Genomic DNA, 25,954 nt, shown 5'->3' with positions numbered 1-25,954 from the left:
AGTGGTATAATTATTTCATGACAAAAAGTCATCCCATAAGTAATACCTAAAATAAAAAACACATCCCATAGGATGTGTTTTTACTTTTTATATAGAATTTATTTTGTTATAATAATTTTAGTCTAATTTTGTCTAAAGGGTAGGTTATAGATAGAGTAAAGATATGGGACGTTGATCTTTACATAGCAATTTGGCCTTCTATAATCGCGTTCACTTTCCTCTTTAGGCTTTTTAAGGAGGGTAAAATGAAGACTATTTTTAAAATTTTTATGTATGGACTTTCAGTGTTTTTAACCATGACTGTAAGTACAGTAACACTAGGGTCTCCTAAGGTTTACTTAGGTATTATTGCGGCACTTATACTTGTATTATTTGCTGCAAGACTGTCGGAAGAAAAATGGGCTGGTTTTTATGCATCACTTTCCATTGCAATAGGGATTATTTTACAAATAAAACATCCTATATTTGGAAAAATGAAAGCTGAAAAACTTGAGAAGTTAAAGCCCTTAGTAGAAAACTATCATAATTTTTTAATTAAATATGGTGCTTTAATTGTAATAGGAATTGGAATTATTGCATACTTTATTTCAAAAATTAAAATTGAAAAAAAAGAATCTACTAAATTCAGAAGCACAAGAACAATAACTTATATGAGCGTATTTATAGCTCTTAGCGTTGTAATTAACACAATGCGTTTTGGAAGCATATCTTTTGGTGGTTTTCCAATTATTTATTCCGGACTTGTCCTTGGTCCAGTGAACGGATTTATAGTTGGAGGAGTATCAGATGTTTTAGCCTTTATAGTAAGGCCGTCATCAGGGGGATATAATATACTATTTACACTTACCAGTGCTCTTACAGGATTTATTCCTGCTATTATTACAGGATTATTTAAGGACAAATATCCCAATTACAGATTTTTTTCAGTTTTAATTGGAGTTTTTATAGGTCAAATGATTACTTCTGTAATTATGGCTCCATTTTTTCAATCAATATTATATGGGAAGAATACATTTTATTACTATGCGGCAAAAGCTTTTATAAAACAAATTGTTTCAATTCCAATTTACAGCGGTTTATTTATTTCTTTAAATGAGTCATTAAAAAAGAATATTAATTTTAATTTAAGTCGGAAATAATCCGACTTTTTATTTTAAAAATAAAAAAAGTTAGGCTTATAAATTTAAGTTAAATAAATTGTAAAGATTCTTCTTGAAAAGATTTTGCCCTTATGATAACATTTATATTGTTAAGGCGACATAGCCAAGTGGTAAGGCACAGGTCTGCAACACCTTTATCACCAGTTCGAATCTGGTTGTCGCCTCCATGGACTGTAAAATTTTACAGTCCTTTTTTTATTTACAAATAAAAAAAGCCTTTATAGGCTTTTATTTTTTTGGAATCTTATAAAATACATCCCAATACTTTTGAAAAACTTTTTCAATGTCGGAAGCATTATATTTTTTACAACAAGAGCTTTCTATCATTTTGTGAAGAATTTCAGATATATTTTTGTGGATTTTTACATCGCTTACTATAGAAATAGGGGAAAGTGACGATTTTAAATTTACTTTCTTAAAATACATATTATTTTCATTTACGAAAAAGTTAAACTTATCAAGACCTGATGGTTTTAAGAATCGCTCGTCATTAATAATATAAAAGTTAATATTTTTATTGTTTTTCATAGCAAAAATTATATTTTTAAATTGGTCTTTTATATCTTGAGAATTAAGTTTTAGATTTTTAGAACAGTATAAAATTTCTCCCGTTTCAAAGTAGTTTATAAGAGCAGTTCTTGTAGTTATAAAGTCTATTTTTGAGTTTATAAAAAGTTTATCCCATAAAAACTTTATATCTAAGATTTCAGGTCTGTTTACTTCATCTTCAGGATCAAGAGAATTTAAAATTTTATCAATAAGCGTATTGGGCATTAAAAATTCAAAACCAAAATTTGACAGGAATAAAAACTCATTATCTGAATAAAAATATTTCCTGTAATTTGTCTTTGCCATTTGCTCTGGTGAAGATAAACTTATAATTTTTTTGAAATTTTTAAATAAATTATTTATGTAAATTGAAAATTCAAAAAGATTTTCCATTTCATTTCCATAAGTTATTGTAAAGAAATCCTCATTTTCATTGTTTAAAAGCATATACATTTTATCCTTAATTAAAATTAAGTTGTAATTTATATCTTTATTGTTTTGGTAAAGTTCTATGTTGATTTTAGAGTTTTCTGTAATTGTTTTTAAAATATCTATTTTATAAAGATTTTCTTTACTGCAAAGTAAATGCAGATTTATATCATTATTTTTTTTAGCTGTATTTTTTATGACATTAAATAAAAGACTTGAATTGGAATTTAATATGTCAAAACTTGCCCAAATGTCAAGATGGTCATTTTCAAGAATGAGTTTTTCGAAAATATCTTTAAATTCATTTTCAACATTATTATTTTTAAAAATAAAATGGGTATTTGAAGGACTTTCCAAATAAGAATCTGTATTTGTATAGTCGTAGGCATCATTTAATAATTTATAAATCATTACTTCCAAAGATTTTTCGGTATTTTCTTTTAAAATTTGAGAATTTTTTATATTAAAAGTCACTAAAAATTCTTGGACCTTTTTTTCTTTTATTAGGGATTTGGAAAATATAGATGAAAGTTTTCCATTAATTTCAGAAATGTTTTTATAAGAAGGCAATTTTTTTCCACTGTTCCATTTGCTTATATAAGATACATCATAGCCTAAAGAATAAGCTATGCTTGACAACTTAGTATTTGTTAAATTAGTTAAAGTTTTAAAAACTTGCTTATAAGGCAACATATAAAAAACCTCCCATATTTCCTAAATAAAGATAAGAAAATTATATTGTTTTATTGACTAAAAGTCAATAAATGTACATATTATTCAAGACTTGTCAAAGATGAAAACGTTAAAATTAAAATCTAAAATTATATAATATATACAAGAAAAATTTATTTTTTAATTTGTGGGAGGTAATATGGCTAATTATAATTCTGTTACAGAAGAGATAGTTGAACAAATCAAAAAGGCTATCAGTGGTAAAGTTTATGTCGGTGAAGAAATTAATGTTGATTTCTTTCATGATGAAATGCCAATTTATGGCGAGGGAAGACCAGAACTTGTTGTTGATGTAAAATCAACTGAAGAAGTCGCAAAGGTTGTAAAAATTTGTAATGACAATTTAATTCCTGTTGTTCCAAGAGGTGCAGGAACAGGACTTACAGGAGCTGGAGTTGCCATTAATAGTGGTGTAATGCTTAATATGCAAACCATGAACAAAATTTTGGAATATGATGAAGAAAACATGGTAGTAAAGGTTCAACCAGGAGTGCTTTTAAATGATCTTGCTCAGGATTGTTTAAGCAAGGGATACATGTATCCGCCGGATCCAGGTGAAAAGTTTGCAACCTTAGGTGGAAATGTTTCTACAAATGCAGGTGGCATGAGAGCTGTAAAATATGGAACTACAAGAAATTATGTAAGGGGAATGGAAGTTGTTCTTCCAAATGGAGAAATAACTTATTTTGGAGCATGTGTATCTAAAACTTCAACGGGCTACTCTTTAAAAGATTTAATGATTGGTTCTGAAGGAACTCTTGGAATAATTACTGAACTTACTCTTAAAATTATTCCTGCTCCTAAAGAAACTATTTCACTAATAGTTCCTTATGAAAAATTAGATGATTGTATTTCAACAATTCCAAAATTATTTAAAGCTTACTTAAATCCACAAGCTATAGAGTTTATGGAAAAAGAAATTGTAAATCTTTCTGAACTTTATATTGGAAAATCAACTTTTCCTAAGACAATCGAAGGAATTGATATAGGGGCATATCTTTTAATAACTTTTGACGGTGAAAACGAAGATGATTTAAACGATATTATTGAACAAGCTGCAGAAGTTCTATTAGATGCAGGAGCAATAGATGTCCTTGTAGCAGATACCCCATCTAAAATTAAAGATGCTTGGGCTGCAAGATCTTCTTTCTTGGAAGCAATAGAAGCTCAAACAAAACTTTTAGATGAGTGTGATGTAGTTGTACCTATTAACAAGATTGCAGCTTATATAAAATATGTAAATGAAAAAGGAAAAGATTTTGACTTTGAAGTTAAAAGTTTTGGACATGCTGGAGATGGAAATTTACACATTTACGCTTGCTCAAACGAAATGGAAAAAGAAGAATTTTTAAGACAAGTTGAAATTTTTATGAATGATATTTACAAAAAAGCTTATGAATTTGGTGGACAAATTTCAGGAGAACACGGAATAGGCTTCGGTAAAAAAAGATTCTTAAATATTTTTGAGGGAGATGTAAATACTGAATTAATGAGAGGAATTAAGAAAGCATTTGACCCTAACTTAATTTTAAATCCCGATAAGGTTATTTAATAAAAATTGTAAAAAAGTTATCTAATTTTAAAATAATAAAATATAAAGGTGGTAAATTATGGCATATTTAATTTCAGAAGAAGCAAAAGATTTATTGGAAGACGTTAAAAATTTTTGCGAAAAAGAAGTAATAGAAACTTGTAAAGAAGCTGATAGGACCGGAGAATGGCCTAAAGACTTATACGAAAAAGCAAAAGAACAAGGATATTTTGTTCTTGAAGTTCCAGAAGAATATGGCGGACCAGGACTTTCAAGAATTGATGTTGCTGCACTTATAGAAGAAATGGCAAAGGCTGATGCTGGATTTGCAACTACAATTTCAGCTTCAGGACTTGGAATGAAACCTGTTTTAATTGCAGGAACAGAAGAACAAAAACAATATGTTGCAGATACATTAATGGCTGGAGGTATGGGAGCATTTTGTCTTACAGAACCTGGTGCAGGTTCAGATGCAGGAGCAGGAACAACTACTGCAGTTCGTGATGGAGATGAATATGTTCTTAATGGAAGAAAGTGCTTTATAACAAATGGCGCCGTTGCATCTTTCTATTGTGTAACAGCACTTACAGATAAGTCAAAGGGACTAAAAGGTATGTCCATGTTTTTAATTCCTGCAGAAACTAAGGGAATAAGTGCCGGAAAAGAAGAAGATAAAATGGGAATAAGAACTTCAAACACTACAGATGTTGTTCTTGAAGATTGTAGAATTCCTGCAAGCTATATGATAGGAGAAGAAGGAAAGGGCTTTTCAATTGCAATGAAAACTCTTGATCAAGCAAGAGCTTGGATGGGATGTGTTGCAGTAGGAATTGCTCAAAGAGGAATTGATGAAGCTAAAAAATACGGAAATGAAAGAATTCAATTTGGAAAACCTATAGTTAAAAATCAAGCGCTTCAATTTAAACTTGCAGATATGGATATAAAAACTGAAGCTGCAAGACAAATGGTTGCAAATGCTCTTACAAGAATGGATTTAGGTCTTACTTATAATAGAGAATCTGCAATTGCAAAATGTTTTGCATCAGACATTGCTATTAGAGTAGCAGAAGATGCAATTCAAATGTTTGGAGGATATGGATATAGTAGAGAATATCCTGTTGAAAAACTTCTTCGTGATGCAAAAATTTTCCAAATTTTTGAAGGAACTAATGAAGTTTTGAGAATTGTAGTTGCAAATAATCTATTAAGAGGTTAATAATGAATATTTTAGTTTGTATAAAAGAAGTTCCAGATGATTCAGTAGCAGTATCTGTAAAAGATGGAAAAGCTGATATTTCAGGGATAACCCCAGTTGTAAATGCTTTTGACACTTACTCCCTTGAAATGGCTGTAAGATTGAAAGAAAAAGAAGAAGGACAAGTTGTTGTAGCTTCTATTGGCAACGAAGATGTTAAAAATTCCCTAAAAAATTGTTTGGCAGTTGGAGCAGATAAGGCATATTTAATTAAATATGATGATTATAGAAATCTTGATACAAAAGGAATTTCAGAAATTTTAAAAGAAGCAATAAAGAAATTGGAAGAAGAATGTGGTGCTTTTGATGTAATTTGTTTCGGAAAAGAAACTACAGATGCAGAAGCTTCACAAGTTGGAGTTTATTTTGCAAATAAATCAGACCTTGGCTTGGTTACATCTGTAATTGAAATTAATAAAGAAGGAGAAAAATTAATTTCAAAGCAAGAAATTGACGGAGGATATAGACAAGTTGAAACAAAAATGCCCTGCGTTCTTACAATTTCAAAACCTGATTATGAACCAAGATATCCTACTATAAAAAGTAAAATGGCAGCAAGAAGACAAAAAATTGAAGATATTGAAGTTGCTGTAAACTTAGATTTAATTCTTGAAGAAATAAAAGATTTTGAACCGGAAAAAAGAAAAGCTGGTATTAAAATCAATGAAGAAGATCTTGAAGTTAGCGTAAAAAAAGCAATTGCTTTAATGAAAGAGCAAAAAGTTTTATAGGAGGAAAAAATGAAAAATATATTAACTTATATAGAGCTTAAAGATGGGGCTCCTATAAAATTGAGCTTGGAATCTTTATCCGAAGCAAGTAAAATTGCAAAAGAACATTCTGTTGAGTCAATAGCTTTAATTTTTGAAAAATTATCTGAAGATGAAATGTCAAAATTAAAGGGGGCAGGTTCTGACAAAATTGTCCTTGTAGAAAGAAATTCATACAATATGGAAGATTTTTCAAATGCAATCGTAAAAATTGCTGGAAAATATGATGTTAAAGATATTTTTATTCCAGGAAGTCTTGATGGAAAGGATTTAGCCCCAAATATTGCCGCAAGTCTTGATACAGTTTCAATTACAAATGTAATGGATATTAAATTTGAAAATGATGAAATTAATTATGTTACTCCCTCATATGGTGCGACAGTTTTAACTTTGTCAAAAATAAAAAAAGCTCCCAGAGTTATTACAATAAGAAGCGGTTCTTTTGATAAAAGAGAAGATTTAAATGGAAAAGGACTTTTCATAGAAGAAAAAGTTGACGAAATAAAAGATTTAAAAGCCATAATTAAAGAGGTTGTTAAATCTACGGAAGCTCAAGTAAATCTTGAAGATGCTCCTATAATTATAACTTGCGGAAGAGGTGCAAGTAGTGAAAATATCTATCCTTTAGTAGAAGAACTTGCAAAAGTATTTAATGCTCCTATTTCAGGCACAAGACCTGTTATTGATGATGGAGTCCTTCCAAAAAGTTCACAAATTGGACAATCCGGAAAGATTGTTTCTCCAAAACTTTATATAGGATGTGGAGTTAGTGGGGCAGTTCAACATATTTCAGGAATGGAAAAATCCAATTTCATATTGGCAATTAACAAAGATGAAGATGCTCCGATTTTTCAAATTGCAGATATTGGAATAGTAGGGGATTGTGCAAAAATTTTACCCTTATTTATTGAAGAAGTTAAAAAAATTAAGGCAAATTAAATTTTAGGAGAAGTATGAATTATTTAAAAGAATTTGTTATTCTTTGCATTTGTTTAATGCTGGGAGTTGCAACAAGGCATATAATAAACTTTCCTATACCAGAAGCAGTTTATGGGATGATTTACCTATTTATTGCTTTTGCCCTAAATATTATAAAGCCAGATGATGTTAAGAAAACTTCAAATGGTATACTTCAAAATTTAGCTATTCTATTTGTTCCTGCAGGAGTTGGAATTATTAATAGTTATAGTGCCATTAAGGGAAAAACTTTAATGCTTATTGTTTTAGTAGTTTTAGGAACTGCTATTACAATGGGAGTAACAGGAAAGATAATAGAATTACTTCAAAGGAGGAAAAATGTTAGATAATAAATATTTTGGTATAATCTTAACATTTGCAACCTTTGAAATTGGAAAAATGTTAAATAAAAAATTAAAAAGTCCTATAGCTAATCCTCTTTTGATTTCCATAGCCTTGTGTATACTTTTTTTAAAAGTTACAGGTATTTCTTATGAAAGTTATAAACAGGGCGGAGATTTCATAATGTTTTTCATAGCACCTGCTACTGTTGCTATGGTTGTAGATCTATATGAAAATCTTGATGAATTAAAAAAGAATTTATTTCCTATTCTTATAGGTACTTTATTAGGCTCAATCCTTGCAATGCTTTTTATAGTGATTTCTTATAAGTTGGCAGGATTTGAAAAAAGTATAATAATTTCAAGTGCTCCTCAATCTATAACTACCGCAATAGCCATCGCTTTATCGGAGGAATATGGCGGGAATCCAGCCATTACAGCTGTACTTGTAGTATTAAGAGGAGTAACAGGAGCTGTAATTGCTCCTATAATAATTAAGGCTTTTAGGATAAAAGATCCAACTGCCCAAGGAGTTGCGATAGGAACTTCGTCTCACGCAGTAGGAACTTCTGAAGCAAGAAAAATTGGAGAAATTCAAGGAGCTATGAGTGGTTTATCCATAGCTGTTACAGGTCTTGTCACGGTAATTTTAATGCCTATTATTATGAAATTAATTTAGAGATTTAATTAATAAAATTCACAAATTTTTAAAAACTCATTGTAAGTCCCCCTTCAATGAGTTTTTTTGATTCTAATTATCTTATAAAATTTCTATAAAATTGAAATGAATTGGCTCTTTTGCTATAATTTATTTAATTAAATGATGGAGGATAAAATGAAGGAAAAGCTTTTAAAAATAAAAGATGTAGCTACATCTGAAATAGAAAAAACTGAAAATTTAAAAGGCCTTGAAGACTTAAGAGTTAAATATTTAGGTAAAAAAGGTGAACTTACTCTCGTTTTAAAAGAAATGGGAAAATTATCGAAGGAAGAAAGACCAATTATAGGTTCGTTAGCTAATGAAATAAGAAAAAATATTGAAGAACTTATTGAAGAAAAAAAACAAAAACTTTCTTCTCAGGAACTGGAAAAAAGATTAATAGATGAGAGAATTGATATTACATTAAAAACTGACAAAACTGATGTAGGACATTTTCATCCTCTTATAAAAACTCTTGAAGAACTGGAAAGTCTTTTTGTTAGAATGGGCTTTACAGTATATGACGGCCCTGAAATTGAAACCGTTGAAAATAATTTTGATTTATTAAATGCACCGGAAAATCATCCATCAAGAGATCTTTCAGATACATTTTATATTGACGAAAATACTTTACTTAGAACACAGACTTCTCCTGTACAAATAAGAGCTATGAAAGAGCATGGTGCTCCTTTAAGAATGATTTGTACTGGAAGAGTATTTAGACCAGATGAAGTTGATGCAACTCATTCTCCTATGTTTCATCAAATGGAAGGCTTAATAATTGATAAAGATGTAAGTATTGCCAATTTAACGCATACCTTAAATTTATTTGTTAAGGAACTTTTTGGAGATGATATGCAAACAAGATTCAGACCCCACTATTTTCCTTTTACAGAACCAAGCCTTGAAGTGGATGTAACTTGTCCAAAGTGTCATGGCAATGGTTGTGATGCCTGTGGAAATACTGGCTGGAGTATGGAACTTTTAGGATGCGGTATGGTTCATCCTAATGTTCTTAGAAACTGTGGAATTGATCCTGAAATATATTCTGGATTTGCATTTGGAATGGGAATTGACAGAATAGCCATGGTTAAATACGGAATCACTGATATAAGAATGATGTTTGATAATGATATCAGATTTTTAAAAGAATTTTAGGAGGAGTCATGTTATTACCCATAAGTTGGTTAAAAAATTATATAGATTTAGATAAGTCTACAAAGGAAATTGCCGATGAAGTAACACTTACAGGCTCTCATGTTGAATCAATTATAAATAGAGCTGAAGGTATTAGTGGAGTTGTAGTCGGTAAAATATTAAAAATTACAAATCATCCAGATGCAGATAAACTTGTTATTTGCCAAGTTGATGTTGGAGATGAAGTTTTGCAAATCGTAACAGGAGCGAAAAATGTTTTTGAAGGAGCTCTTGTTCCCGTTTCAAAGGTAGGAGCAAATCTTGCTGGGGGCATAAAAATAAAAAAAGGCAAACTTAGAGGAGTTGAATCTGACGGAATGCTTTGCAGTCTTGAAGAATTAGGTTATGAAATTTCAGTAATACCTAAAGAGGCAAGAGATGGGATTTTTATTTTTAGAGAAGATTATAAACTTGGAACAGATGTAAAAGAAATCTTAGACTTAAATAATCCAGTTATAGAATTTGAAATAACTCCAAATAGACCAGATTGTTTGTCTATTATTGGAATGGCAAGAGAAGTTGCTGCAACCTTTGATACAAAACTTAAAAATGAAGAAATAAAAATAGAAAATCCTGTTGATAATATAAAAAATTATTTCAATGGAGTTGAAGTTAAAACTGAAAAGTGCCAAAGATTTTATGGAAGAGTTTTAAAAGATGTAAAGATTGAAGAATCTCCCCTATGGCTAAAAAATTATCTTATGGCAAGTGGAGTAAGACCAATTAATAATATTGTTGATTTAACAAACTTTGTTATGCTTGAATATGGTCAACCTCTTCATGCTTACAACTTAGAAACTTTAGAAGATAAAAAAATAATTGTAAGACAAGCAGAAGATGGGGAAGTTATAAAGACCCTTGATGATGTTGAAAGAAAATTAAATAAGGATGATATTGTTATTTGCGATGGAAAAAGAATAGTAGGTATTGCAGGATTAATGGGTGGTTTTGATACTGAAATTACTCCTCAAACTAAAATTGTTTTTCTTGAAGGTGCAAATTTTAATGAAAAAAGCGTAAGACTTACATCAAAAAGACAAGGTCTTAGGACTGAAGCAAGTGCAAGATTTGAAAAGGGAATTGATTCAAATTTAGCAAAAGTTGCAGTAGATAGAGTCTGCCAATTAAGTGAAAAAATTTCTTGCGCAAAAGTGGTTGATTCAGCTTTTGATGAAGGTCAAAAAGACAAAAAAGAAAAAAAGATAAAACTTAGACTTTCAAAAACAAACAAATTAATAGGAGAAGATTTAAGTCTTGAAGAAATTTCAAAAATCTTAAACAGATTGGAAATAGAAACAGAACTTTTTGATGAATATTTAATTGCAAAAGTTCCAAGTTTTAGACTTGACATAGAAATAGAAGAAGATTTAATTGAAGAAGTTGCAAGGATTTATGGATATCACAATATAGAACCCAAACCTCTTTTCGGAGGTTTAACAGTAGGTTCAAAACCTAAATTCAGAAATGTTGAAAAAAGAGTTAAAGATATTTTAATGGCCTATGGATATTCTGAATTTATGACTTATTCTTTCGTAAGCCCTTCAATTTTTAATAAGCTGAATTTAAAAGAAGATAATGAACTTAGAAAAGTTGTTAAAATAATAAATCCTCTTGGTGAGGAATATTCAATTATGAGAACCACTCTTGTTGCAAATATGCTCGAAGTTTTAAGTAAAAATTACAATAGGAATAATGAGAGAGCAGCAGGCTTTGAATTTGGAAATACTTTTACTCCAAGTGATAAATTACCTGAAGAAAGATTAAAATTAACAATAGGTTCTTACAACCAAGGAGATTTTTATAATATGAAAGAAATGATTTTAAAAGCTCTTTGGACTTTGGGAATTGATGATTTAAAAGTAAAGCCTTCTTCAGTTGAATATTTGCATCCAGGAAGAAGCGCAGATCTTTATAAGGACGATATTTATTTAGGAAGTTTTGGTGAAGTTCATCCGAGTGTTTTGGAAAAATATTCAATTAAAACAGGAGCCTTAGTAGGAGAATTTGAATTTAATAAATTTGTAGAATTAAGCAAAGAAAATAGATTATATAAAGAACTTCCAAAGTATCCTTCTATGAAAAGAGATTTTGCTTTTATTTTAGATAGGGATATAAGCTCTGAAGAAATAGAAGAAGTTGCTAAGAAATATGGCAAAAAAATTCTTGAAGATTTTAATGTTTTCGATATTTATACAGGAAAGGGTATAGAAGAAGGTAAGAAGAGCATAGCATTTTCTCTAATATTTAGGGCAAATGACAGAACTCTTACAGATTCAGAAGTTGAAAAAATTTCCGATAAAATAATTCAGGAAATAAAAGACAATTTCAAGGCTAAATTAAGGGGTGAATGAGCCTTATGAAAAAGACGAAAGTAGTTATTGATGATATGAGTTTTTATGTTGTTGGAAATGACAATCCGGAATATATAAAAACTCTTGCCCGAAAACTTGATGAAAAAATAAAAGAAGTTAAGGGTAACAATTTTAGACTGAATCAAACTCAAGCTTTAATTTTGGCTTCTCTTAATATTTTAGATTCTTCGAATAGAGAAAATGACATTGAAACAAGGGCGAAAAACTTGTCCAAAGATCAAGAAGCAGTTAAAAAACAATTAGAAGAATTGGAAAAACTGAAAAAAGAAGTGGAACTTTCTAAAAAGAGCACAAGTGTTTTAGAAAAGCAATTAAAACAATCTAATGAAGAACTTTTAGGTCAAAAAGAAGAAAATAAAAGTCTTTCACAAAATATGAATTTAAAAAATTCTGAAATAAATGATTTAAAAGAAGAAATCAGAAAACTTGAAAATGAAAAAAATAAATTGAGTGATAAAATCTATGAAAATCAGAAAGAGATTATTGATTTAAGTAGACAAATAGAGATTTTGTCAAATGAAAATTGAGCTACTTTCTCCTGCAGGAAATTTTGAATCTTTAATAAGTGCTGTAAATGCTGGAGCAGATGCAGTTTATTTAGGGGCAAAATCTTTTAGTGCAAGAGCAAGTGCTGCAAATTTTACTGATGAAGAAATAATTGAAGGGGTGAAATTTGCTCATTTGAGATCTGTAAAAGTCTATGTAACTGTAAATATTTTGTTGTCTGATCAAGAGTTTAAAGATGCAATAAAATTAGTAGAATTTTTATATAGAGCCGGAGTTGATGGAATAATAGTCCAAGATCCGGCTCTTGGATTATACATTAAGGGTAAATTTAAAAATCTTGAAGTTCATGCTTCAACACAGATGACTATAAATAATTATTATGGCGGAAAATTTTTAAAAAATTTAAACTTTGATAGACTTGTTCTTGCAAGAGAAACAAATTTAAATGAAATAAAAAAAATAAAAGAATTAAATCTTGATATTGAGCATTTTATTCATGGAGCCCTTTGCGTTTCTTATAGCGGACAATGTCTTATGAGTTCTATGATTGGTGGAAGAAGTGGAAACAGGGGAGATTGTGCTCAGGCATGTAGAAAACCCTATGAAATTTTAAATAAAAATAAAAGCCCTATAAGTCAAAAAGGATATTTTATAAGTCCAATGGATTTACAAAGTTTTACAAATCTTGAAACTTTAATAAAATCCGGTGTTAATTCCCTTAAAATTGAAGGGAGAATGAAAAATAGCAGATATACTTATCAAATAGTTAAATCCTATAGAAAAGCTCTTGATAAAAAATTAGATGAAGGGGAAATCAATAAATCAAAAGAAATATTTAACAGAGAATGGACAAAGGGGATTCCCTTTGGTGCTTTTGGATCTGATTTTGTATCTATAGATAGACCTGACAACAGGGGAATTGAAATAGGGAAAATTATAAAAAAAGTTAAAGATGGATATATTATAGATTTTTATAATAATGTAAATAAGGGAGACTCCTGTGAATTTATAGGAGATAAAAAATTTACTTTAACAATGTTTGATAATTTCAAAAGGGGACAAAACTTTTTTAAAACTAAGAGAAACTTAGAGGAAGGAAAAGTAATAAGAAGGCTTACAAATATAAAATTAAATGAAAGCCTTGATGAAGAAATTGAAAAATCTTATAAAAAAATTCCTATCTCCTTTAATATAGAATTAAGAGAAAATAAAAACCCTATAATAAAAGTTGAGGCAGAGGGAAAAGAAATTTTATATATGGGAGATAAAATTGTTGAAACTGCAAAAAAAGCTCCCATAAATAGAGAAAATGTTGAAGAAAGTTTTTCTAAATTAAATAAGACTGGCTTTAGCCTATCTTCAATAGACATTCAAATGGACAATAATATTTTTCTGCCTATTTCTTATCTAAATGAACTTAGAAGAGAGGCACTTAAAAAGTTTGAAGACCTCTTTACAAATAGAGAAATAGAGATTAAAAGTTATGAGCTTGAATTTAAAAATAGAGAAAAAGAAAATAAAAAACTTATTCTTGAGCTTAAAAGTATAAAAGATTTTGAAAAAATAAACTTTGAAAATATAGACTATATATATTTAGATTTAAAATTCATAGACAAAAAAGAAATTTTTAAGTTTAAAAATAAAATTTTTATAATTCTACCAACAATTTTAGATTCAAAACAGCTGGAAAATATAAAAGAAAAAATTGAAAAATTAGATATAGCTGGCATAGTTATATCAAATTTATCTCAAATAGAGATTTTTAAAAATTATAAAGGAAAAAAACATGGGGATATAGGTTTAAATGTATTTAATTCTTATACAGGAGAATTTCTTTTAAACAACTTAAATTCCATAACTCTATCACCGGAAATGAACTATGAGCAAATAAAAAATTTAAAAGTTAAGGGTAATCTTGAATCTATTGTTTATGGTTTTATACCTGTTATGACCATGGAGCATTGTCCAAATTCAATTATAAAAAAATGTAAGGACAACAAAGAGTGTCAATCATGTCCTTACAGCGGTTTGCATTATTTAAGAGATACAAAAGATGTAGATTTTCCTTTTGAAAGGTCAAATAAAAAGACAATTATTTATAATTCTTATCCGATTTTTTATTCTAATGAAAGGCTTACAGACCTTGTGTCATATAGAAGAATAATAAGAAGTTTTGAAGATTATGATACAATAAATAAAATAACTTATGCTTTTAAAACAAATGATTTTAATGGATTAGCTGAAGAACTTAAAAATAAATTTATTAATGTTACTAAGGGCCATTACAACAGAGGAGTAATATGAAAATTTTAAAATCTCATAAAACTTTGGAATTTGATAAAATTTTAGAAAAATTAAAAGATATGTGTGAATCCGAGCTTGGAAGAGATTTAGTAGATGAAGGGAAAATTTTAACCAATTTAAGTGCCATAAAAAAAGCTCAAGAAGAAACAAGTGAGGGACTTAATTTAATTTCCAAAAGAGGAAATCCGCCCTTGTTCGGGATTACAAATATACATGATTTTATGAGAAGAGTTGAACTTGGTGGAAGCCTTTCTCCTCAAAATTTACTTAGAGTTTCTGATTTTTTAAGAGTTTCAAGAATTTTGAAAAAATATATATTTACCGATGATGACGATTTATCTATAAATAATATTTCGAATTTAGCGGAAAATTTATATGTAAATAAAAATATTGAAGAAATAATTAACAATGCTATTATATCTGAAAATGAAATTTCAGATAATGCTTCATCGAAACTTGCTTCTATAAGAAGAACAATGGCAAATAAAAAAGTTGCAATAAGAGACAAACTTTCATCGATAGTATCAGGAAATGAAGATTCCAAGTATTTACAGGACAACATAATAACCATGAGAGAAGGGCGGTATGTTGTGCCGGTAAAAACTGAAAATAAAGGAAAGATAAAGGGTTTAGTTCATGATTTAAGTTCTTCCGGAGCAACGGTTTACATTGAACCTATAGCAGTTGTAAATTTAAACAATGAGCTTAAGGAACTGGAATCAAAAGAAAGAGAAGAAATTGAAAGAATATTAAAAGAGCTTTCAGAAAAAGTTGCTGAGTATTCCCATGAAATTGCTGCCAACCAATATATTTTAAAAGAACTGGACTTTATCTTTGCAAAGGCCAAGCTTTCTATAGAAATGAATGGAATAGAACCTGTTTTTAACGAAGATAAAATTGTAGATTTAATAGGGGCAAGGCATCCACTTCTTAATAAAAATAAAATTGTTCCTATTGATATAAGTATTGGAGAAAACTGGACGAGTCTAATAATCACAGGACCAAACACTGGAGGTAAAACAGTAACATTAAAAACTTTGGGCCTTTTAAGTTTAATGGGACAGTTTGGCTTGCACATACCTGCAAAGGAAAATTCCAGATTAAGCATATTTCATAGAATTTTTGCTGACATAGGAGATGAGCAATCTATTGAACAAAGTCTTTCAACTTTTTCATCTCACATGGTAAACATAGTAGATATTTTAAAAAATGCAGATGAGGACTCTCTTGTACTTTTTGATGAACTTGGTGCAGGAACAGATCCAACAGAAGGAGCGGCTCTTGCTCGGGCGATAATGGATCATATGTTGGAGAAAAAAATCCGGTGCGTATCTACAACTCATTACAATCAATTGAAAATTTATGCTTTAACAAGCCAGGGAGTACAAAATGCTTCCATGGAATTTAACGTCGAAACTCTTTCTCCAACTTTTAAGTTAATTATAGGAATTCCCGGAAAGAGTAATGCTTTTGAAATTTCAAAAAGACTTGGCTTAAGTGAAGAAATTATTAATCTTGCAAAAACTTTTGTAAGTAATGATAATATTGAATTTGAAAAAGTTCTTCAATCTATTGAAGAAGACAGGAGCCAGCTTGAAAAAAATAAAAGTCAAATTGAGATTTATAAAGAAGAAATAGAAAAACAAAATAAAAGGCTTGATCAAGAACTTTTAAAAATACAAAAAGAAAAAGAAAAAATCCTAAAAGATGCAAAACTTGAAGCTTCGAGAATTTTAAGAAGAGCAAAAGAAGATTCTGATCTTGCTTTAAGTCAAATAAAAGATGTGGTTTCAGAAGTAAAAAAAGATCAAGCAAGAAGATTACAAGAATCACAAGATATAATTCGAGACAATATAAAGGCGGCAAGCATAAATAGTGAAAAAATTCAAATAAAAAATGCAGAAAAACCAATTACAAAAGTAATAATAGGCGATAGTGTTAGGGTAAATTCTTTAAATGCAGAGGGCATAATCTTAGAACTGCCGGATCAAAATGGAAATGTGCTTGTTCAAGTAGGAATGTTGAAAATGAAAGTTCCGAAAAATTCTCTAATAAGCATAGAGGATAAAAAAGATTTATCAAATAAAACAAAAAATATAATAAAGAGAAAAAGCTCGACAATTAAAACGGAAATAGATATAAGGGGAAATAATTTTCATGAGGCAAAACCTCTTGTAGATAAATATTTAGATGATGCTTACCTTTCAGGTCTTAAATCTGTTAGAATTATTCATGGAAAGGGAACAGGAGCCCTTAGAGAAAAACTTCGTGATTATTTAAAGAAAAATAAGTATATTAAAGATATTTGTGATGCACCATACAACGAGGGTGGTATGGGAGCAAGTATTATAACTTTTAAGTGAGGAAATTTATGATAGATTTTAAAAAGAAAATTATTGAAATTTTAGAAGAAAAAATTCCGGATTTATCCGCTAAAGAAATTGAACTTTTAATAGAAATACCCCCAAGTTATGATTTGGGAGATTTCGCTTTTCCAGTATTCAGCTTAGCTAAAGTTTATAGAAAAAATCCGGCTATAATTGCTCAGGACTTAGCAAAAGAAATTAAAGATGACAATTTTGAAAAGATTGAAACTAAGGGACCATATATTAACTTTTTTATTAACAAAGAAAAATTAATATCAACAGTCTTAAATGAAATTGCAGAAAAAAAAGAAGATTTTGGGAAATCAACTATGGGAAATGGAAAGAATGTTTTAATAGAATATTCTTCACCAAACATAGCAAAGCCATTTCATATAGGACACATAAGATCAACTGTAATAGGTGATTCAATTAAAAGAATCTATAAATTTTTAGGTTATAACACGATAGCTTTAAATCATTTAGGAGATTACGGAACTCAATTCGGAATGCTTATTTGTGCTTACAAACATTGGGGAGATAAAGAAAAAATTGAAAAGAATCCAATTCCAGAGCTTTTAAAACTTTATGTAAGAATAAATGCGGAAGCTGAAGAAAATGAAGATTTGAGAAATGAAAGCAGAAAATATTTTAAACTTTTGGAAGAAAATGACCAAGAGGCAATGGAAATTTGGGAATGGTTTAGAGAAGTTTCTCTTAAAGAGTTCAGCAGGGTTTATAAGATGCTTGACATTGAATTCGATTCTTATAATGGCGAAAGTTTTTATACTGACAAAATGCCCGCAATAGTTGAAGAACTTAAAGAAAAAAATCTTCTTGAAGATTCTCAAGGAGCAAAAATAGTAAATTTGGAAAAGGAAGGTCTTCCGCCATCAATAATTATTAAAAGCGACGGAACTACCATCTACTTAACAAGAGATTTAGCTGCGGCAAAATACAGAAAAGACACCTACAAATTTTATAAAAATTTATATGTAGTAGGCTCTCAACAAAATCTTCACTTTAATCAATTAAGAGCAATTTTACAAAAAATGGGTTATGATTGGGCTAAAGATTGTATCCATATTCCATTCGGTATGGTTTCTCTTGAAGATGGGACTCTTTCTACAAGGAAGGGAAAAGTTGTCTATCTTGAAGACCTTTTGAATAAAGCTGTAGATAAAGTTGAATCAATTTTAGAGGACAGAGAAAAACTAAAGGGACAAGCAATAGAAAACAAAAGAGAACTTGCCCATATAGTGGGAATAGGAGCGGTAAAATTTCAAGAGCTATTTAATCAAAGAATTAAAGACTATGTATTCAATTGGGACAAATCTCTTTCCTTTGAAGGAGAAACAGGTCCTTATGTTCAATACACCCACGCAAGAATTGCTTCACTTTTAGAAAAGGGACAGTTTGACATTAATAAAAAAATTGATGTTTTTCTTATAGAAAGTGATGAGGAAATTAATCTTATAAGAATACTTTATAATTTTACAAAGGCCGTAATAGATGCTCATGATAAATATGAACCTTATATTGTATCAAGATATTTAATTGAACTTGCAAAAACTTTTAACAAATATTATACGAACACACAAATTTTAATTGAAGATGAAGAATTAAAAAATGCAAGACTTTTCTTATGCTACGGAGTAAAAACAGTATTAAAAGAAGGTTTAAATCTACTTGGAATTAAATCACCTGATAAAATGTAAAAAAAGAGCTTAGGCTCTTTTTTTTATGAAAAAATTTTTACAAAAAAATGTGATAAAACAATTTCATAAAATTACTTTAGTGAATTATAGGGGTAAATGTGATGGAATCAATATTTAAAATGATTTTTAATAAATAAATGCAAAGGTTAGCATAGATAAAATCGCTTAAACGCTTTAATTAGGTATGGTATTTAAGTATTTTTGGTGATATACTAATGAAAATTTAAAAATTGGAGGAAAAAATGAAGAAGAAGCTTGCTATTTTATTAGTATTAATGACCTTACTAACAGCATGCGGTTCAAGTTCTTCACAGTCTAATAAATCTGGGGGAGATACCGCATCAAAGGGAGAAACAGACAGCATTATTATTAGAGGTATCATTTCAAAAACCGGATCTGTTGCAGTATATGGTACTTCTACAGAACAAGGAATTCAGCTTGCAGTTGATGAAATCAATTCAAATGGTGGAGTTGGAGGAAAACAAATTGATTACAAGTCTGAAGATGACAGAGGAGATGCAACTGAATCAGTTACTCTTTATAGTAAATTTGTAGAAGAAGGAGCTAATGCAATTTTAGGGCCTATAACATCAAAACCTGCTCTTGCAGTTGCTGAAAACTCAGCATCTGACGGAATACCAATTTTAACACCGACAGGTACAATGACTTCAATAACTGAAAATAAAGATAATGTTTTTAGAGTTTGCTTTACAGACCCCTTACAAGGAAAAATTCTTGCAAATTTTGCAGGACAAAAATTAAAAGCAAAATCAGTTGCAATTTTAAACAACTCATCTGACGATTATTCAAAGGGTGTTGCAGAAGCCTTTAAAGAACAAGCAAAAAGCCTTGGTTTGGAAATTGTAGCTGAAGAAAGCTATGGAGCTCAAGATAAAGATTTTAAAGCACAACTTACAAATATAAGCTCAAAAAATCCAGATGTACTTTTAATTCCTGACTATTATGAAAATGATGTTTTAATTGCATCACAAGCAAAAAGTATAGGTTTAAAATCAACAATAATTGGAAGCGACGGATGGGACGGAGTCTTAAATGTAGTTGCCAAAGGAAGCGAATCCGATATTGAAGGAGTATATTTTACAAATCACTATTCAATTGACGACAAATCTGAAAAAGTACAAAATTTTGTAAAAACTTACAAAGAAAAATACAACCAAGATCCATCGAGTTTTTCAGCTTTAGGATATGACGCAGTTTATCTATACAAAGAAGCTTTTGAAAAAGCAAAATCAATGGAATATGCAGATATTGTTGAAGCTCTCAAATCTGTAAGTATAGAAGGAGTTACAGGAAACATCAAATTTGGAGAAAATAACAATCCTATAAAATCAGCGGCAATTATAAAAATCACTGATGGAAAATATGCTTACGATTCAACAGTTGAACCATAAGACAAATTATAATAATGGCGGTTTTTTAACCGTCATTATTTTTTAAGGAGGATAAATGGATTTTTTATTACAAATATTAAACGGACTGCAAATAGGATCGGTATATTCTTTAGTAGCTCTTGGATACACAATGGTTTACGGTATAGCTTTACTTATAAACTTTGCCCATGGGGAAGTAATAATGGTAGGGGCTTATACAGTTTCATATACAATAGGACTTGTGTTGCAAGAAAGAGGTTTGCCATTTTATATAGCAGTTATTCCATCGGCAATAGTATGTACAATAGTAGGAGTTTTAATAGAAAGGCTTGCCTATAAACCTTTACGAAATAGCCCAAAAATTTCAAACCTTATAACTGCAATAGGAGTTTCTCTTTTACTTCAAAATTTAGTAATGAAGTTTATCGGAGCTAATGCCGTATCTCTTCCGCCTATATTCAATGGAAAAATTGAAGTGGGAAATTCCCAAATATCAAGTTCAGTAATTATTACAATTATTTCAACTGTAATATTAACTGTTCTTTTGCAATTTTTTATGAAAAAAACAAAATATGGCAAGGCTATGGTTGCAACATCTGAAGACTATGGAGCGGCAGCTCTTGTAGGAATAAATGTAGACAATACTCTTACTATGACTTTTGCTATAGGATCATTTCTTGCTGGCATAGCATCTCTTTTATACCTTGCAGCTTATCCTCAAGCGCAACCTTTAATGGGCTCAGCTTTAGGTATAAAAGCATTTACAGCTGCAGTTGTAGGAGGAATAGGTCTTATTCCGGGAGCAGTTCTTGGTGGATTTTTACTGGGAATTGTTGAAACCCTAACAAAAGCTTATATATCTTCAAGTCTTGCTGATGCAATTGTCTACAGCATGCTTATACTTGTTTTAATTTTCAAACCGACGGGTTTACTTGGAAAAAATATTAAGGAGAAAGTATAATGACAAGACAAAAAAAAGGTATTTATGTTTTAACAATAATTTTACTTGTAATTTTTTATGGACTTATACTTGGTCTTTCAAAAATAGGAATACTTAATAAATATTCATTTACAGTTTTAAGACTTGTCTGTATAAACATTATTTTGGCAGTGTCATTAAATATAACTGTTGGTAACTTAGGACAAATAACTTTAGGGCATGCTGGATTTATGTCAATAGGGGCCTATACAGCCGCAATGTTTTTAAAATCAGGAATTTTGCATGGAATAGCCGGATATTTAATTTCTCTTTTATTAGGAGGAATCCTTGCCTGCTTAATAGGTATTTTAATTGGAATACCGGCACTAAGACTAAAAGGGGATTATCTTGCCATAGTAACCCTTGCCTTTGGAGAAATTATAAGAGTTTTAATAGAAAATGCAGAATTTTTAGGAGGAGCACAAGGCTTATCCGGAATACCAAAAATGCAAAATTTAGCTATTATTTATTTTTTAATGTGTATTTGTGTAGCACTTATGTTTTCTATTATGACATCAAGGCACGGGAGAGCTGTCCTTGCCATTCGGGAAGATGAAATAGCAGCTGAGAGCAGCGGAATAAACGTAACATATTACAAAACTTTTGCTTTTGCAGTATCAGCCTTCTTTGCAGGAATTGCCGGAGCCATGTATGCAAGTAACATAGGAGTAATAGGAGCAAAAGTCTTTGATTATAACAAAAGCTTTGACATTCTTGTAATGGTAGTCCTTGGCGGAATGGGTTCTTTTACAGGGGCAGTTTTTTCAGCCTTTGTACTGACAATAATACCGGAATTTTTAAGAAGTGTATCCGATTATAGAATGATAGCCTATTCTTTACTTTTAATATTAATGATGATATTCAGGCAAGAAGGTCTCTTGGGCAGAAAAGAATTTTCATTAACAGGTCTCGTAAAATCTATAGTTCATAGAAAGGAAGGTGCTGAAGATGACAGAAATTCTAAAGTGTGAAAATGTAGGAATAACTTTTGGAGGTCTAAAGGCAGTTTCCGACTTTAATGTAACAATAAATCAGGGAGAACTTTTAGGACTTATAGGGCCAAATGGTGCTGGAAAAACTACAGTTTTTAATTTAATAACAGGAGTATATGCACCAACTGAAGGCCAAATTCTCCTATATCAAAAGGGAGTGGCAGGAAGTGAATCCATGGAAAAAATCAATGGAATAGCACCACACAAACTTGTAAAAATGGGAATTGCGAGAACATTTCAAAACATAAGACTTTTCGGATATCTTTCAGTTCTTGACAATGTAAGAATAGCTTCAAATAAAGATATGCGCTACGGTATAGGAGCAGGAATGTTTAGAACTAAGGCCTATTGGGACGAAGAATATAAGATAAATACAAAGGCGTTGGAATTTTTAAAAATATTTAATCTTGATAAATATGCAAACTTTTCAGCAAATGCTCTTCCCTATGGACAACAAAGAAAACTTGAGATAGCAAGAGCTATGGCTACGAATCCAAAACTGCTTTTACTTGACGAACCAGCAGCTGGGATGAATCCCAGCGAAACGGAAGAACTCATGGAAACAATAAAATTAATAAGAGATAAATTTAACATAACCATATTATTAATAGAACACGACATGAATCTGGTGCTTGGAATTTGTGAAAGACTCATGGTTTTAAACTATGGAAGCATTCTTGCCCAAGGCAATCCAAAAGAAGTTATTAATAATAAAGAAGTTATAAAGGCATATCTTGGAACAGGAGATGCAGAATGACAATGCTTGAAATAAAAGATTTGAATATATTTTACGGCAATATTCATGCCATTAAGGGAATATCATTAGATGTAAATGAGGGAGAGATAGTATGCTTAATAGGAGCAAACGGTGCAGGCAAAACTTCAACCCTACAAAGCATATCAGGTTTAGTTCCAATTAAAAGTGGCAAAATTTCTTTTTTGGGAGAAAATATAACAAAAACAAAATCCCATAAAATAACTGAAATGGGCATAGCTCAGGTACCAGAAGGAAGAAGAATTTTTACGGGCTTAAGCGTCTTGGATAACTTGAAACTAGGAGCCTTTACAATAAAAGATGGACCGGAAAATTTAAACAGAGATATAAATGCCATTTATGAGAAATTTCCAATTCTTGAAGAAAGAAAAGATCAAATGGCAGGGACACTGTCAGGAGGAGAACAACAAATGCTTGCCATGGGAAGAGCCCTAATGAGCAGACCAAAGCTCCTTTTATTAGATGAACCCTCAATGGGATTATCGCCTCTTTTTGTAGAAAAAATATTTGAAGTAATAGAATTTCTTCACAAGGAAGGAACAACCATACTTTTAGTAGAACAAAATGCAAACCTGGCACTGAAAATTTCAAACAGGTCTTATGTCCTGGAAACAGGGAAAATAATTAAAGAAGGACAAAGCAAAGAATTAATGTCAGATCCAATAGTAAAAAAAGCATACTTAGGAGCGTAAAAATCAAAACCCATGTTAGTAAGCATGGGTTTTTTAATTGTAATAAAATTACCAATAATTTATAATAAAACGAAAGGAGGAAAAAATGCTTACAGATTTCATAAAAGTTTATACTATAAGCTTAAATAAAACTTTTTCTAAAATTAAAAAAAATCCTATAATTTTTTTGATGCCCCTTATGTATTCAATTATCATGGGCATATGTCATTATTTGGCAGACACACTACTATCAAACATTGTAGGAACAACAATATGGAGATTTTTAATCCCCCTTATTGATTCCTTAATTATTTCATCATATTTTACAATTTTAGAAGATTTAATAATGTATAACAGAATAAACTTCAAATATTTTACAAAATCTTTTATAAAAAAAAGTGGTCTTATATATGCAACCTACTTTACACTAATCTTAATAGATTGGGCCTTTTTTATAATTAATTTGGATTATACAATAGAGCTTATAATATCCTCAATATTAGGCATAGTACTAAGCTCTGTATCAGAATATATATACCTAAGAGGAATATCCTATACAGAAGGGCTTATAAGCGCCTTAAAATTTTTTAAAGAAAATTTTTTCCTTTGGCTGCCGCCGATAATAATATTATTTTTAGGGAAATATATTTTGTTTGACATGATAGATATGAGTGCGGATTTATCAGACCTTGTTATGACTCAAACCTTGGGAAGTCCTTTCAACTTTTATTTGGGACAGTACCTGGACTTGGGATATATAATAAAATTTATAATTTTTGAAATTATAGTAAGTTTACTAACAGTTTTTAGAGGAGTTTTATTTAATATAATTGAAGGATCCTCAATTAGAAAGAGAAAGTATCGTGGATATGATTTTTGAGAAAATAAAAAACGAAAGAAGAAAAAATTTAGCCTTTATTGAAATTAAAAAAGATTTAAAAATAGGGCCATTAGATTTAAAAAAAGAAATTCCTTTGCCTCTTTTTATAAAAGACATAGAAAAGGGAGTAAAAGAAAAGAGCTTTCAAAATAACATAGACTTAAAACTTATATCAAAAGCAATCTTTTATCTCTTAGGAATTAATGAAGATTTTTTATACGCAGAAAATTATAAAGAATACTTAAAAAAAATGTTTAAGGATTTAAAAAAGCCCATAATCTATCTGGGCTTAAACACCGAAGATATCTATGATAAGTTTTTTTATCTATCAAGTGGAGAAAAACTTGGTATTAAAGACGAAAAAATAGACTATCTAACAGGTATAAGCCTTGAAGATATTTATAACAAAAAATTTAATGACTTGAATCAAGAAGAAAAAAGCTCAATATTAAAATTGATTATCAGCAAATATGAAAAAATAGATGAAAAAAAAATAAAACCCTACGCAGAATATAAATTGGCAAGAATTTATAATATGAGCAAAAATTATATAAAAAGTCTTTTATATTATGAAAAAGCTCTTGAAAATGCACCGGAAGAATTAAAAGAAATCATAAGAGAAGAAATAAGCCAAGTTGAAGACTATTCATTTATAGATTCTGCAATAACCTATATAAACTATGGGAAAAATGAAAAAGCCTTGGAGTTTTTGGAAAAAGTTAAAGAAACCTATCCCAACAAAGACTTGCTATATTTTTTGAAAGGACAAGTCTATAGAGCCTTAGGTCAAAATCAAAAAGCCTTGGAATTTTATAAAGAGGCATTAAAAATAAATAAAGAAAAAGAAGATTACCACAATGCTTTAGCAATAACCTACATTAATTTAAATCAGATAGAAGAAGCCGTTGAAACTTACAAAAAATCTCTATTTTATATAAAAGATTCTTACACTATTTTTTATAACTTAGGAATGCTTTTGTACAATTTAAAAGATAAAAATGCTTTAGAATACTTAAAAAAAGCTTACTCTTTACAAGGAAGCCAAGAACTTTACAGCCTTATAGAAAGCCTTGAAAATTAAAGCAAAAAAGAAGAAAAAGAGATTGCAAAAGCAGTCTCTTTTTTAATAGGAAAAAAATGATAAAAAAAGAGAAAAAATAAAAAGAAAAAAGAAAATAAACAATTGACACAAGAAAAATAACATGGTAATATAACATACAGCCACAAAAAAAGGCTGAAAAGATACGAAAAAAATACTAAAAAAAGACAAAAAAAAGTATTGACACAAAAAAGTATTTGCCGTATACTAAATAAGCTGTCTAAAAAAAGACAGCAAGAACCAAGAAAAATAAATAGTGTGAAGAGAATAAAACAAACACAA

21 protein-coding genes and 1 tRNA gene are annotated in these 25,954 nt (G+C 29.8%); 21 read left to right on the top strand and 1 reads right to left on the bottom strand.

All coding sequences use genetic code 11. From position 1 onward, the window contains the following. The first annotated feature begins 245 nt into the window (after positions 1-245). Positions 246-1,139: a folate family ECF transporter S component gene (locus J2S72_RS01690; protein WP_023054913.1), complete on the top strand. Its 894-nt coding sequence runs from the start codon at positions 246-248 to the stop codon at positions 1,137-1,139. 114 nt (positions 1,140-1,253) lie between these two features. Further along, positions 1,254-1,327 (top strand) — tRNA-Cys (locus J2S72_RS01685). 61 nt (positions 1,328-1,388) lie between these two features. On the opposite strand, the gene J2S72_RS01680 is transcribed toward J2S72_RS01685, so the two are convergent. Continuing rightward, positions 1,389-2,831 carry a hypothetical protein gene (locus J2S72_RS01680; RefSeq protein WP_023054910.1) on the bottom strand — a complete coding sequence of 481 codons (1,443 nt, stop codon included), beginning with the start codon at positions 2,829-2,831 and terminating at the stop codon, positions 1,389-1,391. 178 nt (positions 2,832-3,009) lie between these two features. On the opposite strand from J2S72_RS01680, the gene J2S72_RS01675 reads away from it, so the two are divergent. The 19 genes from J2S72_RS01675 (at position 3,010) to J2S72_RS01585 (ending at position 25,654) form a co-directional block, all read left to right on the top strand. Continuing rightward, a complete protein-coding gene (locus J2S72_RS01675; protein ID WP_023054924.1) occupies positions 3,010-4,422 on the top strand; it encodes a D-lactate dehydrogenase in 1,413 nt (470 codons plus the stop codon). A gap of 58 nt (positions 4,423-4,480) precedes the next feature. Beyond that, a complete protein-coding gene (locus tag J2S72_RS01670; protein WP_023054920.1) occupies positions 4,481-5,617 on the top strand; it encodes an acyl-CoA dehydrogenase family protein in 1,137 nt (378 codons plus the stop codon). Between the two features lie 2 nt (positions 5,618-5,619). Further along, positions 5,620-6,387, top strand: a complete 768-nt coding sequence (locus tag J2S72_RS01665; RefSeq protein ID WP_023054905.1) for an electron transfer flavoprotein subunit beta/FixA family protein — start codon at positions 5,620-5,622, stop codon at positions 6,385-6,387. Between the two features lie 9 nt (positions 6,388-6,396). Then, positions 6,397-7,365, top strand: a complete 969-nt coding sequence (locus J2S72_RS01660; protein ID WP_023054912.1) for an electron transfer flavoprotein subunit alpha/FixB family protein — start codon at positions 6,397-6,399, stop codon at positions 7,363-7,365. Positions 7,366-7,379: 14 nt separating this feature from the next. After that, positions 7,380-7,733 carry a CidA/LrgA family protein gene (locus J2S72_RS01655; RefSeq protein WP_023054909.1) on the top strand — a complete coding sequence of 118 codons (354 nt, stop codon included), beginning with the start codon at positions 7,380-7,382 and terminating at the stop codon, positions 7,731-7,733. Continuing rightward, entirely contained in the window at positions 7,723-8,403 is a 681-nt protein-coding gene (locus J2S72_RS01650) for an LrgB family protein (RefSeq protein ID WP_023054929.1), read from the top strand. The genes J2S72_RS01655 and J2S72_RS01650 overlap by 11 nt, the downstream gene beginning before the upstream one ends. Positions 8,404-8,559: 156 nt before the next feature. Continuing rightward, positions 8,560-9,582 (top strand): phenylalanine--tRNA ligase subunit alpha, encoded by a 1,023-nt coding sequence (gene pheS / locus J2S72_RS01645; protein ID WP_023054925.1) that lies wholly within the window; start codon positions 8,560-8,562, stop codon positions 9,580-9,582. Positions 9,583-9,590: 8 nt separating this feature from the next. After that, complete coding sequence (gene pheT / locus J2S72_RS01640) at positions 9,591-11,972, top strand: phenylalanine--tRNA ligase subunit beta (RefSeq protein ID WP_023054932.1); 2,382 nt, start codon at positions 9,591-9,593, stop codon at positions 11,970-11,972. Between the two features lie 5 nt (positions 11,973-11,977). After that, complete coding sequence (locus J2S72_RS01635; RefSeq protein ID WP_023054917.1) at positions 11,978-12,520, top strand: cell division protein ZapA; 543 nt, start codon at positions 11,978-11,980, stop codon at positions 12,518-12,520. Then, positions 12,510-14,804, top strand: coding sequence for a peptidase U32 family protein (locus tag J2S72_RS01630; protein WP_307494872.1), 2,295 nt, complete (start codon positions 12,510-12,512; stop codon positions 14,802-14,804). Before J2S72_RS01635 ends, J2S72_RS01630 begins: the two co-directional genes overlap by 11 nt. Next, positions 14,801-17,167 (top strand): endonuclease MutS2, encoded by a 2,367-nt coding sequence (locus J2S72_RS01625; RefSeq protein WP_307494871.1) that lies wholly within the window; start codon positions 14,801-14,803, stop codon positions 17,165-17,167. The genes J2S72_RS01630 and J2S72_RS01625 overlap by 4 nt, the downstream gene beginning before the upstream one ends. Before the next feature lie 8 nt (positions 17,168-17,175). Further along, the gene (gene argS / locus J2S72_RS01620; protein WP_307494870.1) at positions 17,176-18,885 is read left to right on the top strand and encodes an arginine--tRNA ligase; all 1,710 of its coding nucleotides are present in this window, start codon (positions 17,176-17,178) and stop codon (positions 18,883-18,885) included. 242 nt (positions 18,886-19,127) lie between these two features. After that, positions 19,128-20,297 (top strand): ABC transporter substrate-binding protein, encoded by a 1,170-nt coding sequence (locus J2S72_RS01615; protein WP_307494869.1) that lies wholly within the window; start codon positions 19,128-19,130, stop codon positions 20,295-20,297. 55 nt (positions 20,298-20,352) lie between these two features. Then, positions 20,353-21,237, top strand: coding sequence for a branched-chain amino acid ABC transporter permease (locus J2S72_RS01610; RefSeq protein ID WP_023054927.1), 885 nt, complete (start codon positions 20,353-20,355; stop codon positions 21,235-21,237). Further along, positions 21,237-22,226 (top strand): branched-chain amino acid ABC transporter permease, encoded by a 990-nt coding sequence (locus tag J2S72_RS01605; RefSeq protein WP_023054914.1) that lies wholly within the window; start codon positions 21,237-21,239, stop codon positions 22,224-22,226. The genes J2S72_RS01610 and J2S72_RS01605 overlap by 1 nt, the downstream gene beginning before the upstream one ends. After that, positions 22,204-23,004, top strand: a complete 801-nt coding sequence (locus J2S72_RS01600) for an ABC transporter ATP-binding protein (RefSeq protein ID WP_307494868.1) — start codon at positions 22,204-22,206, stop codon at positions 23,002-23,004. Before J2S72_RS01605 ends, J2S72_RS01600 begins: the two co-directional genes overlap by 23 nt. Positions 23,005-23,006: 2 nt before the next feature. After that, positions 23,007-23,714: an ABC transporter ATP-binding protein gene (locus J2S72_RS01595; protein ID WP_307494956.1), complete on the top strand. Its 708-nt coding sequence runs from the start codon at positions 23,007-23,009 to the stop codon at positions 23,712-23,714. An 85-nt stretch (positions 23,715-23,799) separates the two neighbouring features. Beyond that, positions 23,800-24,573 (top strand): hypothetical protein, encoded by a 774-nt coding sequence (locus tag J2S72_RS01590; protein ID WP_307494867.1) that lies wholly within the window; start codon positions 23,800-23,802, stop codon positions 24,571-24,573. After that, positions 24,563-25,654 carry a tetratricopeptide repeat protein gene (locus J2S72_RS01585; protein WP_307494866.1) on the top strand — a complete coding sequence of 364 codons (1,092 nt, stop codon included), beginning with the start codon at positions 24,563-24,565 and terminating at the stop codon, positions 25,652-25,654. The genes J2S72_RS01590 and J2S72_RS01585 overlap by 11 nt, the downstream gene beginning before the upstream one ends. The last annotated feature ends 300 nt before the right edge of the window (positions 25,655-25,954 follow it).

Origin of the sequence: Peptoniphilus koenoeneniae, assembly GCF_030812875.1 — a bacterium.
Classification (GTDB): domain Bacteria; phylum Bacillota; class Clostridia; order Tissierellales; family Peptoniphilaceae; genus Peptoniphilus_B; species Peptoniphilus_B koenoeneniae.
This window is presented reverse-complemented; position numbering and strand designations above follow the sequence as displayed.

What these genes read in the sequence shown, in the direction of transcription:
- J2S72_RS01630 (WP_307494872.1), top strand. Translation starts at nt 12,510, where the DNA reads ATGAAAATTGAGCTACTTTCTCCTGCAGGAAATTTTGAATCTTTAATA.
- J2S72_RS01610 (WP_023054927.1), top strand. Translation starts at nt 20,353, where the DNA reads ATGGATTTTTTATTACAAATATTAAACGGACTGCAAATAGGATCGGTA.
- J2S72_RS01595 (WP_307494956.1), top strand. Translation starts at nt 23,007, where the DNA reads ATGCTTGAAATAAAAGATTTGAATATATTTTACGGCAATATTCATGCC.
- J2S72_RS01650 (WP_023054929.1), top strand. Translation starts at nt 7,723, where the DNA reads ATGTTAGATAATAAATATTTTGGTATAATCTTAACATTTGCAACCTTT.
- J2S72_RS01600 (WP_307494868.1), top strand. Translation starts at nt 22,204, where the DNA reads ATGACAGAAATTCTAAAGTGTGAAAATGTAGGAATAACTTTTGGAGGT.
- J2S72_RS01590 (WP_307494867.1), top strand. Translation starts at nt 23,800, where the DNA reads ATGCTTACAGATTTCATAAAAGTTTATACTATAAGCTTAAATAAAACT.
- J2S72_RS01625 (WP_307494871.1), top strand. Translation starts at nt 14,801, where the DNA reads ATGAAAATTTTAAAATCTCATAAAACTTTGGAATTTGATAAAATTTTA.
- J2S72_RS01660 (WP_023054912.1), top strand. Translation starts at nt 6,397, where the DNA reads ATGAAAAATATATTAACTTATATAGAGCTTAAAGATGGGGCTCCTATA.
- J2S72_RS01665 (WP_023054905.1), top strand. Translation starts at nt 5,620, where the DNA reads ATGAATATTTTAGTTTGTATAAAAGAAGTTCCAGATGATTCAGTAGCA.
- J2S72_RS01690 (WP_023054913.1), top strand. Translation starts at nt 246, where the DNA reads ATGAAGACTATTTTTAAAATTTTTATGTATGGACTTTCAGTGTTTTTA.
- J2S72_RS01675 (WP_023054924.1), top strand. Translation starts at nt 3,010, where the DNA reads ATGGCTAATTATAATTCTGTTACAGAAGAGATAGTTGAACAAATCAAA.
- J2S72_RS01635 (WP_023054917.1), top strand. Translation starts at nt 11,978, where the DNA reads ATGAAAAAGACGAAAGTAGTTATTGATGATATGAGTTTTTATGTTGTT.
- pheT (WP_023054932.1), top strand. Translation starts at nt 9,591, where the DNA reads ATGTTATTACCCATAAGTTGGTTAAAAAATTATATAGATTTAGATAAG.
- J2S72_RS01655 (WP_023054909.1), top strand. Translation starts at nt 7,380, where the DNA reads ATGAATTATTTAAAAGAATTTGTTATTCTTTGCATTTGTTTAATGCTG.
- J2S72_RS01605 (WP_023054914.1), top strand. Translation starts at nt 21,237, where the DNA reads ATGACAAGACAAAAAAAAGGTATTTATGTTTTAACAATAATTTTACTT.
- J2S72_RS01670 (WP_023054920.1), top strand. Translation starts at nt 4,481, where the DNA reads ATGGCATATTTAATTTCAGAAGAAGCAAAAGATTTATTGGAAGACGTT.
- J2S72_RS01585 (WP_307494866.1), top strand. Translation starts at nt 24,563, where the DNA reads ATGATTTTTGAGAAAATAAAAAACGAAAGAAGAAAAAATTTAGCCTTT.
- J2S72_RS01680 (WP_023054910.1), bottom strand. Translation starts at nt 2,831, where the DNA reads ATGTTGCCTTATAAGCAAGTTTTTAAAACTTTAACTAATTTAACAAAT.
- J2S72_RS01615 (WP_307494869.1), top strand. Translation starts at nt 19,128, where the DNA reads ATGAAGAAGAAGCTTGCTATTTTATTAGTATTAATGACCTTACTAACA.
- pheS (WP_023054925.1), top strand. Translation starts at nt 8,560, where the DNA reads ATGAAGGAAAAGCTTTTAAAAATAAAAGATGTAGCTACATCTGAAATA.
- argS (WP_307494870.1), top strand. Translation starts at nt 17,176, where the DNA reads ATGATAGATTTTAAAAAGAAAATTATTGAAATTTTAGAAGAAAAAATT.